This is a genomic window from Bacillus sp. S71 (assembly GCF_016625265.1).
Classification (GTDB): Bacteria; Bacillota; Bacilli; order Bacillales; family Bacillaceae_G; genus Bacillus_A; species Bacillus_A cereus.
In genome coordinates this window covers 1-16,335 of sequence record NZ_JACVUW010000024.1, presented here as the reverse complement: position 1 = coordinate 16,335, position 16,335 = coordinate 1, and the positions used below count along the sequence as shown (strand labels likewise).

Here is a 16,335-nt window from a genome sequence, read left to right as displayed (position 1 = left end):
TCAATCCCTTCTTTCAAAAATACTGTTTACAGCTTCCATCCATATTTGTCTATAATCTATATCCACATGTAACATCATAAAATTCCCGACATTATCAAGCACTAATGCTAACATATGAGCTTTTGAAACTAGATTTTTATTTTCAATTAATTGCAGCTCATTTGCTTTTGTAAGGAGGGATTCAAATCCTTGTAAATATTCTGTTTGCACAGTTAGTAATCGATCTTTGTACATATCATTTCTTGAAGATAGTAATACATATTCTTGCAACACACGATTAAAATAAGGATCGTTCTGCTGTTCATCAATTATTTTGAATCCAATTTCAATGCATTTCTCAATAAAATTTTCTTTCGTAAACTCTTCTGTATGGAAGAAGGAAGAAAACTGCATCGCAGCACATAATTCTGTGAAAATACATTCGATTAATGCATCTTTAGATTTAAAGTAATAATAAATGGACGGTTTAGCAATGCCGACTTCTTCAGCAATCATTGAATAAGTCGTTTTGGTAATACCATGTCCGGCAAACAGTCGATAGCTTGCTTCCATAATTGAAGAGAGTGTTTCTGCACTTTTGCTCATAATAAAGCCTCCTAAAAAAAGGTTATATAAATCGTATCATTCATTAATATTTTTTTCAACCTATCGTTAGGTAAAAAATTGGCCTGTTTTTTTACAAAGTCATTTAAAAAGTTTAAGAGTTAAGGAATTGCTTTAGAAATATATTTCTAAAATATTGTGTTCACTTTACACATAAATATTGAGAAAATTTCACTTACCCTAAATGGAAAGGTAATAGAAGTGTCCATAGAGAATTACTCGTAGATTCAATTTTTATCCCCCCATTTTGTGGGGAATGATTGCCGAGTGGTAATGGGATAAGGTTGAGCTACTTTATTAGGGGGAGTGGTTCTATGTTTAATAAAAAAATGGTGGCAATGGCAATGACTGTACCGTTAGTAATGGGGACGATTTCTACGGTTTCGGCATTGGAAAAACAACAGCAAGTAAAGTTAGAAGCTTATTCGCCACAGAAAAAAGCAACTGAATATTTAAAAGAAAATGCTGCGCAGTATGGATTGAAAACAGACCTTTCAGACTTGCAATATATTTCTACAACAGAAACGTCAGTAGCTTCATATGTTAGGTTCCAACAAGTTGTTAATGGTGCACCTGTATTTTCAAAACAAATAACAGTTACGCTTAACGGAGAGGGAAAGGGAGTACTCGCTGTTTCTGATTATCAGCCTGTTACAGGTGTGAAGGAAGTAACGACAAAAATTAGTGAAAAAGATGCAATACAAAAATCAATGGCGTATGTTGGAGAAGCAAGTGAGCAAAATTTATGGGCTCCTACAGATAAAGAGTTCGGATATATTGTTGAAGAAGGAATTGCTCGTCCAGTATATAAAGTTGTAGTCCATTCTAATAATCCATTTGGTGCATGGGAAACATTTATTGATGCAGAAAATGGAAAGTTAATTAAAAAGGTTGATATAAACCGAAAAGCTGAAGGGTCAGGAAAAGTATTTTTACCTAACCCAGTCGTATCTAGCGGTAGTAAAGTAGGCTTAAAAGATAATAACGATGCAGATTCAACAGCTCTAACGAATCAACTGAAAACTGTTACGTTAAAAGGTTTAGATGGAACAGGATTTTTAATTGGAGAATATGTAACGATTTCTTCAAAAGCGAAAACAAAATCTACGAATTTACAATTTAACTATACACGCGCAAATGATAGCTTTGAAGATGTTATGTCGTACTATCATATCGACACATTGCAACGATACATTCAAAGTCTAGGTTTTAAAAATATTAATAACCGTTCGATAAAAGTGAATGTTAATGGTACAACTGATGATAACTCATTCTATTCTCCATCAACAAAAGCTTTAACTTTCGGTACTGGTGGTGTTGATGATGCAGAAGATGCTGGAATTATCGCACATGAATATGGGCATTCGATTCAAGATAACCAAGTTCCTGGCTTTGGTAGTTCAGCAGAAGGTGGAGCGATGGGAGAAGGATTTGGCGACTTCTTAGGTGCTACATATGAAGATGCAGTATCGACTACTGGATATGGTAAAGCATGTGTTGGAGAATGGGATGCGACAGCTTATTCTAGTTCAGATCCAACATGCTTACGCCGATTAGATACGAATAAAGTATATCCGAAAGATATAACGAATGAAGTGCATGATGATGGTGAAATTTGGGCTCAAGGTCAATACGAAATGGCACAAGCTTTTGGCCGTGATGTAGCAACAAAAATCATTTTACAATCACACTGGTCATTAACACCAAACTCTAAATTCAGTGATGGAGCGAAAGCGATTAAGCAAGCGGATGCTCTTTTATATGGCGGACAACATGCTGCTGATATCGATCGCATTTGGGCAGCGAGAGGCATTAGTACGAATTAATATAAAAAGTCGTGGCATTTATAAGCCACGACTTTTTAATTTGCTTACGAACTGGTACTAGTAAATAAAGCTATATCAATGATAGTGTGAATATATCCGTATCCCATTTACTTTTTAGCTTCTTTAAAAACAAAATGCTCTTTAAATTTTCTAGATTCAACTTTTTGACCATTTCGCATCGATCGGAATGGGTGCTCTTGCCATGTAATAATAACATCAACTTCATCTGCTTTTGTAGCAACAGGTAAATTAGCGTGTTCAAATCCAGTTTTTTCACTTGCTAAACGACTTTCCTTTAGGGAAAAGAGTTCATATTTCGTTTTCTTATTTGGTTCGTTGCGGAATACTTCGACGTTTACGTTATATACCTCACTATTCCCAACATTCTTTACTGAAAAATGATATGTTTGAAATTCAGCTTTTTTAGCTTGAAGCATATTCTTGTTTGTTTTTTTCGGTTTATCAATATTCACTTGCCATTGATCAGAGTTTTGAGAGATTGGTAAAGATTTTGGTGAATAGGCGTATGTTTCGTTTACTACAATTAGGCAAAACAATAGGAGAAAGAAACTAATTGCTTTTTGCATATACATACCTCGCTATAAAATTTTTTATTAATATGCGTAAATGAATTGGGTTTTATGTAAAAAATGGAAAAGGGTGACGATTTGATTCAACTACAATTAAATAAATTGGAAGAGATAGTAAATGGTGAAGGATTACAAGAATCATTTCATTATATAGAGATGCAAGGCGTCTGTATTGACTCTAAAAAAATTACGAAAGGGAATTTGTTTGTTCCGATTATTAGGGTGAAAGATGGACACGATTATGTAAAAGAAGCGATGGAAAAAGGTGCGGCTGCTTCTTTATGGAAAAAGTCTTACGGTGATCCTCCAAAAGGAATCCCGATTATTTTTGTAGATGACACATTACTTGCACTGCAAAAAATAGCGCGATATTACCGAAAGACAAGTAATGTGAAAGTTATCGGAATTACTGGTAGTAATGGAAAGACAATGGTAAAAGATATAATAAGCACGATATTAAGTACAACTTATCGTGTGCATAAAACGAAGGGAAATTTAAATAGTCAAATTGGTTTACCACTAACGATTTTAGAAATGAAACAGGATACAGAGTTGTTAATACTTGAAATGGGAATGAGCGAAACGGGACAAATTCGAAACTTAGCACAAATAGCACAGCCAGATGTAGCGATCATTACAATGATTGGACAGTCACACTTAGAAACGCTTGGATCAAGAGAAGAGATTGCGAAGGCTAAATTTGAAATTGTAGACGGATTAAATGACGGTGGACTGTTCTTATATAATGGTGATGAGCCATTACTTTCTCAAAATATTAATATGCTAGGTATAGAAAGTAAGTCGTTTGGTGGAAAGTATACAAATGATTTGTTTCCAACGAACGTACAATTAGATGAATATGGTGTTCATTTTAAATTAAATCATTCAAAAATACAGTACGATGTTCCCTTACATGGAAAACATAATATTTTTAATACGATTGTCGGAATCGCTGTAGGTCAATTTTACAAAGTCCCTATAGAAAAAATACAAGAATCATTGCAGCAAATAAACATTACACAAATGCGCTTTCAGTTTTTAACCGCTAAAACAGGTTTTACAATTATTAACGATGCATGGAATGCCAGTCCTTCCTCCATGAAGGCTGCAATTGAAACGTTGCAGAAATTAAATGCCTATAAGAAAAAAATTATAGTGATTGGGGATATGTTGGAGTTAGGCAAGAAAGCTGAAACATATCATAGAGAAATTGGTAAAATGTTAAATGAGGAGAGCATTCAATATGTATTTACGTATGGAGAGTTAGCCAAAATTGTAGCGGAAGAAGCAAGAAAGAACTATCATACAGGAAAAATAAAGTCATTTGATAATAAAGCCAAAATAGCAGAGGAAGTATTGAAAGTTATAACGAAAAAAGATGTTGTTTTACTGAAAGGTTCACGTGGAATGGCTTTAGAGGAGATTGTACAAAACTGGATGTGAAAAATCAAAATATATTTAAAAGTGCTTGCATTTTATAGGGAAAAGAGTTAGAATACTCTGTAAATATAAAAAGTGATGATCAGGAAAAGTACATGGTGCAAAGGTCTACAGAGAGCAGCCGGTTGCTGGGAAGGTTGCGATACCGCATGATGGAAAGACACCTGTGAGCGTTGCTTTGAACGTGATTGTTAGTAAAAGCAAACGGTACCTACCGTTATCAGGGCTAAGATGGTCAGTATGACAATTTGGGTGGTACCGCGGAAAAAAAATCCGTCCCTATTTATAGGGGCGGATTTTTGTATTCTTTGAAAGGGGGTGAGTGACCGTGGATGATGACGATGACAACAATAACGTAAATAAATATAAAATTACTGGAGGGAAAAATAATGGATTCAATAATGAAGCGTTCACTCACAAAAGAATGTACAAAGCAAAGTGGAAAGGTTGTATTACTTCAAGGATGGGTAAAAAAAATTCGGCACCTTGGAAATGTTAGTTTTTTATTATTACGGGACAGAACAGGAGTAATTCAATGTGTATTAGAAAATGAATTGGCCGGATATAAAGTTGATGTAGAAAGTGTTGTCCATGTAATCGGTGAGATAGTCGAGACGTCGAAAACGGAATTGGGTGTTGAAGTACTTGCTCATGAAGTGAAAGTAATAAACGGTGCAGAGCCACTTCCATTTGAAATAAATAAAAAGAAGTTACAAGTTGGCTTAGATCAACTACTTAATGAGCGGGTAATATCATTAAGGCATGAGCGAACTGCAGCGATTTTTAAAGTGAAATCTACACTCGTTCAGAGCTTTAGTGAATTTCTAATAGAGAACGATTTCACACGTATATTTACTCCGAAAATTGTTTCACAAGGGGCAGAAGGAGGAGCAAATGTTTTTAAGCTTCCATACTTCCAAAAAGAAGCTTATTTAGCACAATCACCACAGTTCTACAAACAAATGATGGTAGCGGGTGGACTAGAACGAGTTTTTGAAATTGCACCTGTATATAGAGCGGAACATCATAACTCTTCCCGTCATTTGAATGAATATATCTCGTTAGACGTAGAACTTGGATTTATTCATGATTTTTATGAAGTGATGCAACTAGAAACGGATGTTTTACGATATATATTTCAACAAGTAGCGAAAAAATGTGAAATAGAACTACAACTATTACAAATAGAAGTACCTGTTATTACTGAAATACCTAAAATTACATTGTTAGAAGCACAAGAAATTTTGAAAAGTAAGTATCGTAAAGAATCTCCTGTAGGGGATTTAGATACAGAAGGTGAAAAGTTACTAGGGAAATATGTAAAGGAAACATATAATAGTGAATTTGTTTTCATTACACATTATCCGAAAGAAGCGAGACCGATGTATACGATGCAAAATAAAGAGAATCCAGCTATTACTGATTCATTCGACTTATTATATAAAGGGTTAGAAATAACGTCAGGGGCACAGCGAATTCATAATTATGAAATGTTACTCGCTTCGTTTAAAGAAAAAGGATTGCACCCAGAGAAATTTCAATCTTATTTAAATACATTCCGATACGGTTGTCCCCCGCATGGAGGTTTCGGAATTGGGTTAGAAAGGATTGTATATAAACTATTAGAATTAACAAATGTACGAGAGGCGAGTGCTTTTCCGAGAGATTGTACTCGTCTTATACCATAATATCAAAACCCTTCTATGAATATAGAAGGGTTTTGTATATTTAAACATAAGTTAAAGAGAAGAAAAATGTCTTTTTGTGTGAAAATATGTAAATTATATCGAGAACATTTTATAATAAATTGAGAAAAAGAAAATTCATAAGTTATAATGAAATGTGAATATAAAAAAAGTTCATATAATAATGTATGGAAGGGTATGAAACATGTTATATCAAACTCAAGCAACACAACAAACACCAGCTTATATAATCTATCTTCTTGATGTAAGCGCATCAATGAATCAAATGATGGATGTAGAGGGAGAAGAAAAAAGGAGAATTGACATTGTAACAGATGCTCTTTCTTTAGCGATTCGCCAAATGGTATTTCGTTCGACAAAAGGTAGTCGATTGCTTCCAAGATATAAGTTATCTATTTTAGCTTATAGCGATCAAGTTTTTGATCTTTTGGGTGGGGTGAAAACAATAGATGAAGTAGCAAGACTACGTCCACTAGAAAAAATTCAAACGCATCGCTTAACTGATACAGCAAAGGCTTTCTCTGTAGTGGAGAAGTTATTGCAAAAGGAATTACCGAATTTACAAGACGGGCCAGCTCCTGTTGTTTGTCATATGACAGATGGTGCTTCAACTGGCGAAGATCCAGAATTAATTGTGCGAAGAATTATGAATATGTCTGTACCTGATGGAAATGTACTAATTGAAAATATCTTTATTTCGGATGAAATTATGCAAGAACAAATTACTAGTATAAAGAAGTGGGAAGGGATTATGCCACATACAGAAATTACGGATGAATATGGTGCAAAGTTGCAACGACTTTCCTCTCCTATCCCTCAAAGTTATCGTGAGATGATGACTGAGTATGGTTTTCATATTGGGGATGGTGCAGTGATGATGTTTCCAGGTACAAATGCAGATTTAGTATCACTTGGATTTCAAATGTCTGCTGCAACGCCGGTTCGATAGGAGGGAGAAAAATAGTGAAGTATATCCTGTCGCAAGAAAAAGAAACAGTATTACAAGAGAAGAAAGGTGAAAATTTTACATATCGATATAGTTACGTAAGAGCTAAAGAAACGCAAGACTTAAATGAGAGTGGACAAGATTTTCTTATATTTCAAGATAATGGGACTAGTATTACCTTTGCATTATGTGATGGTGTAGGAATGTCTTTTCATGGTGAAATCGCTGCGAAATTTCTTGGTATGAAGTTAGTAAACTTGTTTGATACATGTCAAGAAAGTGGACTGGATATTGCTACATTATTAAATGAACAGTTAAATAATTGGATAGAAGAAGCTTCAGAGGAAGTGAGTGCATTTCGCTTGCCAGAAGAAACACCGTGGTTACTACTTGATGTTTTGGAAGAAAAGCGAACAAAAGGTAGTGAAACGATGTTTATTGGCGGGAAAATAGAACTCATTCCAAATCAAGATAAAGTACAAATAACGATAGTTACACATGGTGATTCATTTGTACAATTGTTTCAAGATAAGGAGAATTGTTCGAATATAATGAAGTTTAATAGAAATATAGAGAAAAGATGGTCTACACAGCGAGGCATTATTGGTGGGGAATTGGCGGTTTTTTCAAAGGCATTATCTAGGCAAGAAGCTAATCGGATAGTTATTCACTCAGACGGACTTGTGCCGCTTATGCAGTATAATTTTGAGGAAGTGTTAAAAGAAATTGAGAGGGCACAGAACTCTCCGACGAGCGATGATATTTCGTTTTTAGATATTTCTTGGTAAGAATACAACGGAAAGGTGAATATACGTGGAAGAGATTATTGTGACGTACATAAAACAATCAAATGAAGAAATAGATATTGCGATCCCAAATGATGTGAAAGTAATACAAATTATTGAAGCAATTTTACATCACGAAAAAATAGATGAAACATTAAGTGAAATTTACGAAATTAGAGTGACAAAGGATAAAGAAGAGTGGCATTCTATTCGAAATGACGAGACTTTGAGAGATAATGATGTTTGGGATGGACAATATGTAATGCTAAATAAAAAAGGGGCGATTATCCCTTCTTTTGAAATGTTACCGGCAGAAGAAGTTAATAATGAACCTGTTAAACAAGGTATATCTTCTAGTGAAGAAGATTATGTATGGAAAATCATTGAGTAATAGTTTTGAATGGGGAAGGAGAAATGCTTTGTGCAAAAATCACCATATTTTCAGCGCTCTCCGCGTGTGAAAGTAGATATACCAACAGGGGATGTTATTATTCATGATCCGCCAAATATACCAGAAGAACCTAAATTTTCTATTGAAACAATGTTATTACCAGCGATGATGACAATTTTAACATTGATATTGTATTTTGTGATGATGAAATTTATGAAGATGAATGCAAGTTATATGCCACTTATGATGGTTTCGAGTATCCCAATGTTAGGATCGTATGCAATTACAACGATGGGGCATTTCCGTAAAAAGAAAGAACATAGGCAAATGGTGGAGCAGTTACAACAAAGATATTTGGAGCAAATTCAAAAGCATCGAGTGGAGTTAGATACGTTAAAGGTTGAACAAGCGAAATATTTAATAACACAAAATCCAAGTCCACTAAAGAGTGTACAAAGAATTGAAAATCGAGAAAGTAATTTATGGGAGCGAACACCTGAAAGCCCAGACTTTTTAGATATCCGTATTGGAACAGGTGAGAGACCATTTTATGTTGAATTGAAAGTGCCTGAACAGCAAGGTTATGAGGAAAATCCATTAATCACAGAAGCACAAAATGTGAAAAGAGATTTTAATACAATCCCTAATGGGCATATTTCAATATCATTGAAAAAAAATGATGTAATTGGTGTGGTTGGCAATAAAGAAGATCGATTGAACTTCACTCGAATTGTAACGACGCAAATTATGACACATCACGCTCCAAATGAAGTGAAAATAGCAGCCTTCTATCATGAGAAGGAGAAGAAAGAATGGGATTGGATGAGGTGGATTCCTCATGTGTGGGATGAGCAGAGAAGCATGCGTTTTTTATCTGAGAATCAACAAGAAGCGCAGAAATTAGCTGAAGCGTTGTTCACACCACTTAATATGCGTAGAATTTATAATTCCTCTGCACAGGTAGATGCGAAAATACCTTTAATCCCAATGTATGTTTTTTTCTTATCCGCGAGAGAATTTTTAGAAGATGATCCTATACTTCCAATGTTACTTAGAGAAGGGGAAAGTGTCGGAGCATCTACATTTATATTTGCAGAACAGAGAGAACGATTGCCGATGGAATGTGATCTTGTTATTAGCTTAAACGGAGAAAATGGTGAGTTAGTAGAAACATTTTCAAGCTCAGCTGAAAATAGCGGGACAACGCGTGCTAGTTTTAAAGTAGACCGACTTTCATTTGAACGATGCGAATCAGGTGCGCGAAGTATTGCTCCTATTCGAATGAAAAGTTCTACAGCGGCTAACATACCGAAAGTATTAACTTTTTTAGATTTGTTCCAAGTGAAAAAAATGGAAGAGTTACAGGTGCTAGAGAGATGGAATAAAAATCGATATCCGACTTCATTGCCGGTTCCAATAGGTGTAAGAGAAGGAAGTAAACCTGTGTTTCTAAATATTCACGATAAAATTGAGAAGAAAGGACATGGTCCGCATGGTTTAATGGCTGGTACAACAGGTTCAGGGAAAAGTGAAGTGATCCAGTCTATTATAGCAGCGTTAGCGGCTACCTATCATCCTCATGAGATGGCATTTATGCTTATCGATTATAAGGGTGGCGGAATGTCAAACACGTTTGCAGGATTACCACATATTATCGCATCTATTACAAACTTAGAAGATCCGAACTTAATTGAGCGTGCAAGAATATCATTAAAGGCGGAATTAGAGAGAAGACAAAAATTGTTTATTCAGGCTGGAAATGTTCAACATTTAGATGAATATTATGAAACAAGCTGGCGTGAAAAAGAACCTTTGCCACATTTATTTATTGTCATTGATGAGTTTGCTCAAATGAAAAAGGAACAACCAGAATTTATGGACGAACTAATTAGTGTTGCTGCAATAGGAAGGACATTAGGAGTTCACTTATTATTAGCTACACAAAAACCTTCAGGGGTTGTAAATGATAAGATTTGGAGTAACTCACGTTTTCGAATTTGTTTACGTGTACAAGATGACGCCGATAGTCGTGAAATGTTAAAAATTCCAGATGCCTCTAAAATTAATGTACCGGGAAGAGGTTATTTACAGGTTGGAAGTAATGAAATATTGGAATTGTTCCAATCTGCATGGAGTGGAGCACCTTATAATCCAGATGAAGAGAAAGTTCTTGCTGTTGTTGATTTTACAGAAGTTAAGCTTTCGGGTGAAAGAATAAAAGTGAAAAAGCGCCCAAAACCAATGACAAATAGTCCAAAGCAATTACAAGCGTTTATTCACTATATACAGAACGTATCGGAGAAAGAAAATATTAAAGCATTGCCAGGGCCGTGGTTGGCACCTTTACCAGAAAAATTATTATTAAAAGAGTTTTATGAAATGGAAAATTGGACTGCTGATGTATGGAATAAGGAGAAAGAAAATTTACAAATTACGGTTGGATTAATTGATGATGTCGGAAATCAAGCGCAGTATCCTTTAAAGCTCGATTTACAAGAAGGCCATTTAAATATATATGGTATGCCAGGAACAGGAAAAACAACGATGTTACAAACGATCATTATGTCTCTAGCAGTATCTCATACACCAGCTGAAGTGAATTTTTATATTATTGATTTTGGACGTATGTTTTTAGATTTTAGAGATTTACCTCATGTAGGCGGGATTGTACAAGAGGACGAATATGAAAAAATGAAACGTTTATTTGGTTTTTTGAAGAAAGAAATTACAGAAAGAAAAGAGAGTTTTTCTAACATCGGTGCAAAGTCATTTTCTATGTATAATCGAATGGTCGGAAAGAAAGTTCCTGCTATTGTTGTAATGGTAGATGGTTATATAAGATTTAAAAATGAATTCGAAAAAGAGAATGAAATATTAGAAATGTTATTACGAGAATCAAGCACATACGGCGTGTACTTCTATTTCTCGCTTAATCAAACTATTGATATGTTTGATCGTGTTCGTAATAATATACCGATGGCAATTACATTTGAATTGCAAGATAGAACTGAATATCATAGTTTAGTTGGTAGACCTAATTTCCCATTAATCGAAGTTCCTGCTGGTCGTGGGTTAATGAAAGGACAACCGCCTGAATTGTTCCAAGCAGCATTGCCGTTTATTGGTGAAAGTGAATTAGAATATTCACAGCAGTTAAAAACGATTATTCAAACAATGAGCAGTGAATGGAATGGTGAAAAAGCAAGAGAGATTCCAATGGTTCCTAAAGAAATATTTGTAGAAGATTTAGTTGAGCGATTAAAACCAGCTCAAATTTCTGCAGGAGTTGAAACAGACGATATTCGTTTACAAAGTTTTTCATTGGACGAAATGAATCATATATTTATCGGTGGAAGAATAGAAGGTGGGAAAACATCATTATTACAAACACTTCTGTTCTCTACTGCTTATCAATATTCTCCGGATGAAGTCGAATTATACTTAGTAGATTTTGGTGAAAGACCTACAGGTATTTTAGCTCTTGGAGATTTGCCTCATGTAGAGAAGAGGTTTACAGATGGTATACAATTAAAAGAAATGTTAGATGATCTGCTAGAAGTAATAAATAATAGAAAAGTAGTTATGCCATCTTTAGATTCAAAAGAAGAAGTGGAAATGCCATATAAGAAAATAATTATTGCAATTGATGATATTGATCAAATGTTAGCGATATTATCTAACGACTTTGATTCGAAAAATAAAATGGAACAAATAGTTCAAAATTGTAAAAATAAAGGGATTCATTTTGTTGTGGCCGCTACAACGTCTAGTGTAAATAGCTATTCTCATGAAAAATGGTTTACAGAAATTAGAAAGAGAAGTTTTGGTTATTTATTAGGTACGACTCAAAATAGTGATGTCTATTTCTTTAATATAAAGCTTCCACATACTGAGATGGATCGAGAATTATCAAGTGGGGATGGATATTGTATACGTAGAAAGCCAATGAAAATAAAATGTGCATATACACCACCACATTTACTTTACAAAATGACAAATAAAATTATTGTGAAATGGTCAGAATTAAAGGTTAAATAATATTAAAAAAGGGTTAAATTACAAGAAAATAGAATTTTTTTGTAATTTACCCCTTTTAAAATTGTTTGAATATAGTTTATAATCTAATTGTTGTATCATTTAAGAATTGAAAGGGGAAATATATACAATGGCAGAAATTAAAATTACACCAGAAGAACTTGAGCGAATTGCTAGTAACTTTACAAACGCAGCTGGGGAAGCTCAAAACCAAATTAATAGACTTGAAGGCGACATTAATAGTTTAGAAGGACAATGGGCTGGGGCAACACAAGCGAAGTTCCGAGGCGAATTTGCTCAATCTAAACAAGCGATGCAACAATACATTCCAATTTTAGAAGGTATTTCATCAGAATTAAAACGTATTTCTGATAAATTCCGTAACACAGATAACGCATATTAATAATAGAACAATTGCAAAAGACCAGGAGCTATTGTTCCTGGTCTTTTCTTTAAAAATTGTCATATGAGAGTAAGGGGATAAAATGGGATTCCGACCAGAAGTAGGAGAAAAAATTATTTTTAATAAAGATGTTTATCGTTTTGAGAAACATCCAGCAGTTATTGGGATTGAAATGCCATATGGGCAAGAGGGAAGACAAGGAACAGTTTATCAATTACAACATGAAAATGGTGTGGAACGAATTGCGTTAAAAGTTTTTAAAGAGCGCTATCGTGATGAAAAACATCAACTAGCATTTTTAAAGCCACTTTCCTCCTTAGCTGGTCTTAAAGTATGCTCACGCTATATCGTTACTACAGAAGAACATACATCTGCTATCGAAAAATCAGAAGATCTTGTTAATAGTATTGTAATGCCTTGGATTGAAGGTCCAACTTGGGCTGATATTTTACAAGAACAACGAGTGTTATCAAAAGAACAATGTTTCTTTATTGCAGAAGCATTTCTTACAACACTTAAAATGATGGAGGAAAATGAGGTTGCTCATAATGATCTATCATCCAGTAATGTACTCATACCTTTTTTAAGTGAAAATCCAATTGAAGGCCAACATTATATTGAACTTGTTGATGTTGAGCAAATGTATGGACCAAAAAGTAAAAGACCTTCATTATTGCCAGCAGGTTCAGCGGGTTATGCACCAGTGTATTTGGAAAATGGGATATGGCAAAAAGAAGCCGACCGTTTTGCTGGCGCCATTTTATTAAGTGAAGTATTAAGTTGGTGTAGTGAGGAAATTCGAAATAACAAATGGACGGATGCAAGTTACTTTAAAACGGAAGAAATGCAGACGGAATGTGAAAGATATACGTTACTTCAGCAAGAATTGCATCATCAATGGAATGGGGAAATCGCACAGTTATTTAATCAAGCATGGAATAGTAACACTTTCGCAGAATGTCCAAGCTTTGCACAATGGTACGATGTATTTCATAGTGCAAGAGAAATAGTAAAAATTGATGCGAAAAGGCAGTCAGAAGAAGAACACTCTCTTTTTGTATCGAAATGTTTGGAAATTGCAAGATTATTAGAAGAGAGAGGATTTAAACAAGCGGCATTATATGAATATAAAACAATTTTTAATTCACTCAATCCATCAACAGCTCTAAAACAAGAACTCGCATATATTATTCAACTACTAGAGAATCAAGAATCTGAAATAAATCAAAAAAAAGTACTGCAAAGTTATGTGGAACTAGCTACTGAATTGGAGCGAGAAAATAATAAAGAATATGCTTGTTTCGTCTATTCACGAATCGTACAATTTCCAAACATTGATCATGCGTTAAAAAAGGAAATTGAAAGCATTATTAAAGAGATAAAAGAAGAAAAAGAGCCACCAATGCCAGAAATAGCAGCTACAATCACAGTTCCAAATAGCATTTTACAGAGCCGTAAACAAACAAAAAAACAAGTTGAATATGATATAGATGATGAAATTTTAAATGCAAAAGCATCGAATCAACCTCTTACATTAACGCATGAACAAAAAGAACCGTCTGCCTTTTCAAAATGGTGGAGCAAAAATAAAAAACGTATTTTGATCATTGGTTCAATTACAATTGTCGTTATAGGTGGTGCTACGGCGTATTACTTCTATACAACGAATGCTAAATATCAACACTTTATGGAACAAGCAAGGCAAGCCTATCATGATAAAAAATATAAACTTGCAGAAGAGGCTGTTGGTCATGCAATTGCAGTGAAAGGAAAAGACGAAGCGCATCTTCAATTAGCAACAATTTACGTTGCTGAAGGAAAGAATAAAATTGCAATCGACTATATTACCAAATTAATAAAGGATAGAGAAATTGATAAAGAAAATAATGAAGCTGCCTATTTATTAGCTTCAGCAAATTTCCGCATTGGAAAATATCAAGAAGCAGTTCCGAATTTCGAACAAGCATTAGCGAATAATGCAAAAGGAATTGAACCGTATAAAAAAGATGCAATGAGAGATTTAGCTGTAAGTCATATGAAGATGAAAGAATTTGAAAAGGCGGAAGACGTTATCGTCAAAATGAGCACGAAAACAAATGAAGATAAGGCGATTGTTTCGTATTTAAAAGGACAACTAGCTACGGCAACTGTGCAGTTAGACAAAGCTGAATCGTTCTTTAAAGAAGCTATTACACAAGATTCAAAGAACGCTATATATACAATTGAACTTTCAAACTTATATGTGCTTTGGAATAAAACAAATTTAATTGATAGTGCGAAAAAAGAGGCGAATTATCAACAAGCATCTCAAGTATTACAAGCTGCAATCCAAAAGGATATGAAAAATATAGAGTTACTAAATCAACTAGGAATTGTATATTATGAAGCTGGTCAATTTTACGAATCGCGAGATGGTGGAAAAAGTAATGCTGCGTATCAACAAGCATTAGAAGCTTATAATCGAGTTGTCAACAGTGGGACCCGAGATACAAATACACTTGTGAATATAGGGATTTTATACGATAAAGTGGGACAAGGAAATGAAGCCGAGAAATTTTTCGCAGAAGCATATTCGCAAAATGATGAAGATCCACATGTGAATTTTGCATTTGGGATGTTCAAAATTAAACAAAAAAAATATGAAGAAGCGAACCGCTTCTTAAGAAAAACAGTACAAGCAAATGAAAATGAAGCTGAAGTAAGAGCAGCACAAGAAAAATTAACAGAGATGAAAACAAACGGCTGGATTCAATAAAGATGTGAAAAGGGGAAGAAACATGGAAGAAAACAACAACAATCTAGGAAAAAAAGTTGCTATATCAGTAATGTCGGTGGCTTTATTTGGAACGTCAGGATATCTTGTTTATGACAAAGGCTTTAGTACAGCAGGAAGAGAAACGGTAAAACTAGCAAGTAATACAGAAGAGAAAAAAGATGACCGTATTACAGGAAGTAATTTACAGTCTATGTTCCCAAATTTAGTTGCTGATCCTGCAAAAAAAGATGACAAACCTGGAGAAAAACCAAACATTAATTTAGCAGATTTAATCGGAAATAATAAATCACCGATTACACCAGTGACGTATAAGCCAGATGATGTGTCGGTAGAAAAGAAAGATCCACAAATCAAATTATCAGATGCACCAGCGCCACAAAAGCCGGAACTGCCAACTAATATGGTGGGGCCGGTGGTGGAGCCGAGTAAAAATTTACCGGATAGTTTGGTGGATACGGGGAAAACACCAGGTGGTGATAAGGAACTAGAAAAACCAAAACCGGATGGTGATAAAGAGCCGGAAAAACCAAAACCAGATGGTGATAAAGAACCAGAAAAACCAAAACCGGATGGTGATAAAGAACCAGAAAAACCAAAACCGGATGGTGATAAAGAGCCGGAAAAACCAAAACCAGATGGTGATAAAGAACCAGAAAAACCAAAACCGGATGGTGATAAAGAACCAGAAAAACAAAAACCAGATGGTGATAAAGAGCCTGAAAAACCAAAACCAGATGGTAATAAAGAACCAGAAAAACCAAAACCGGATGGTGATAAAGAACCAGAAAAACCAAAACCGGATGGTGATAAAGAGCCGGAAAAACCAAAACCAGA

11 protein-coding genes, 1 pseudogene and 1 other annotated feature are annotated in these 16,335 nt (G+C 34.7%); of the genes and pseudogenes, 10 read left to right on the top strand and 2 right to left on the bottom strand.

Features of this window, described 5'->3' with window-relative positions; genetic code table 11:
- Positions 1-585 carry a TetR/AcrR family transcriptional regulator gene (locus IBT51_RS26275; protein WP_016512885.1) on the bottom strand — a complete coding sequence of 195 codons (585 nt, stop codon included), beginning with the start codon at positions 583-585 and terminating at the stop codon, positions 1-3.
- 332 nt (positions 586-917) lie between these two features.
- On the opposite strand from IBT51_RS26275, the gene IBT51_RS26270 reads away from it, so the two are divergent.
- A complete protein-coding gene (locus tag IBT51_RS26270) occupies positions 918-2,429 on the top strand; it encodes a M36 family metallopeptidase (RefSeq protein WP_000482274.1) in 1,512 nt (503 codons plus the stop codon).
- 107 nt (positions 2,430-2,536) lie between these two features.
- Here IBT51_RS26270 and IBT51_RS26265 read toward each other — a convergent pair whose 3' ends face one another.
- Positions 2,537-3,016 (bottom strand): hypothetical protein, encoded by a 480-nt coding sequence (locus IBT51_RS26265; RefSeq protein WP_200457880.1) that lies wholly within the window; start codon positions 3,014-3,016, stop codon positions 2,537-2,539.
- 63 nt (positions 3,017-3,079) lie between these two features.
- Between IBT51_RS26265 and IBT51_RS26260 the strand changes: the two genes are divergently transcribed.
- The 9 genes and pseudogenes from IBT51_RS26260 to IBT51_RS27175 all read left to right on the top strand — a co-directional run.
- The gene (locus IBT51_RS26260) at positions 3,080-4,462 is read left to right on the top strand and encodes a UDP-N-acetylmuramoyl-tripeptide--D-alanyl-D-alanine ligase (protein ID WP_140155657.1); all 1,383 of its coding nucleotides are present in this window, start codon (positions 3,080-3,082) and stop codon (positions 4,460-4,462) included.
- A 66-nt stretch (positions 4,463-4,528) separates the two neighbouring features.
- Positions 4,529-4,743 (top strand) — a binding site (T-box leader).
- Positions 4,744-4,848: 105 nt separating this feature from the next.
- Positions 4,849-6,147 carry an aspartate--tRNA(Asn) ligase gene (aspS, locus tag IBT51_RS26255; protein WP_000377342.1) on the top strand — a complete coding sequence of 433 codons (1,299 nt, stop codon included), beginning with the start codon at positions 4,849-4,851 and terminating at the stop codon, positions 6,145-6,147.
- Positions 6,148-6,349: 202 nt separating this feature from the next.
- Entirely contained in the window at positions 6,350-7,114 is a 765-nt protein-coding gene (locus IBT51_RS26250; protein WP_000966848.1) for a vWA domain-containing protein, read from the top strand.
- Between the two features lie 11 nt (positions 7,115-7,125).
- A complete protein-coding gene (locus IBT51_RS26245; RefSeq protein WP_088023238.1) occupies positions 7,126-7,899 on the top strand; it encodes a hypothetical protein in 774 nt (257 codons plus the stop codon).
- A gap of 25 nt (positions 7,900-7,924) precedes the next feature.
- Positions 7,925-8,287, top strand: coding sequence for a ubiquitin family protein (locus IBT51_RS26240; RefSeq protein ID WP_000391135.1), 363 nt, complete (start codon positions 7,925-7,927; stop codon positions 8,285-8,287).
- A 30-nt stretch (positions 8,288-8,317) separates the two neighbouring features.
- Entirely contained in the window at positions 8,318-12,325 is a 4,008-nt protein-coding gene (gene essC, locus IBT51_RS26235; RefSeq protein ID WP_140155656.1) for a type VII secretion protein EssC, read from the top strand.
- 127 nt (positions 12,326-12,452) lie between these two features.
- Positions 12,453-12,725, top strand: coding sequence for a WXG100 family type VII secretion target (locus tag IBT51_RS26230; RefSeq protein WP_053564631.1), 273 nt, complete (start codon positions 12,453-12,455; stop codon positions 12,723-12,725).
- A gap of 82 nt (positions 12,726-12,807) precedes the next feature.
- On the top strand, positions 12,808-15,480 hold the full coding sequence (locus tag IBT51_RS26225) for a tetratricopeptide repeat protein (protein ID WP_095691010.1): 2,673 nt from the start codon (positions 12,808-12,810) through the stop codon (positions 15,478-15,480).
- Positions 15,481-15,502: 22 nt separating this feature from the next.
- A pseudogene (locus IBT51_RS27175) lies at positions 15,503-16,335 on the top strand (hypothetical protein); the annotation flags it as partial.

What these genes read in the sequence shown, in the direction of transcription:
- IBT51_RS26225 (WP_095691010.1), top strand. Translation starts at nt 12,808, where the DNA reads ATGGGATTCCGACCAGAAGTAGGAGAAAAAATTATTTTTAATAAAGAT.
- aspS (WP_000377342.1), top strand. Translation starts at nt 4,849, where the DNA reads ATGGATTCAATAATGAAGCGTTCACTCACAAAAGAATGTACAAAGCAA.
- IBT51_RS26275 (WP_016512885.1), bottom strand. Translation starts at nt 585, where the DNA reads ATGAGCAAAAGTGCAGAAACACTCTCTTCAATTATGGAAGCAAGCTAT.
- IBT51_RS26260 (WP_140155657.1), top strand. Translation starts at nt 3,080, where the DNA reads ATGGAAAAGGGTGACGATTTGATTCAACTACAATTAAATAAATTGGAA.
- IBT51_RS26265 (WP_200457880.1), bottom strand. Translation starts at nt 3,016, where the DNA reads ATGCAAAAAGCAATTAGTTTCTTTCTCCTATTGTTTTGCCTAATTGTA.
- IBT51_RS26250 (WP_000966848.1), top strand. Translation starts at nt 6,350, where the DNA reads ATGTTATATCAAACTCAAGCAACACAACAAACACCAGCTTATATAATC.
- IBT51_RS26230 (WP_053564631.1), top strand. Translation starts at nt 12,453, where the DNA reads ATGGCAGAAATTAAAATTACACCAGAAGAACTTGAGCGAATTGCTAGT.
- IBT51_RS26270 (WP_000482274.1), top strand. Translation starts at nt 918, where the DNA reads ATGTTTAATAAAAAAATGGTGGCAATGGCAATGACTGTACCGTTAGTA.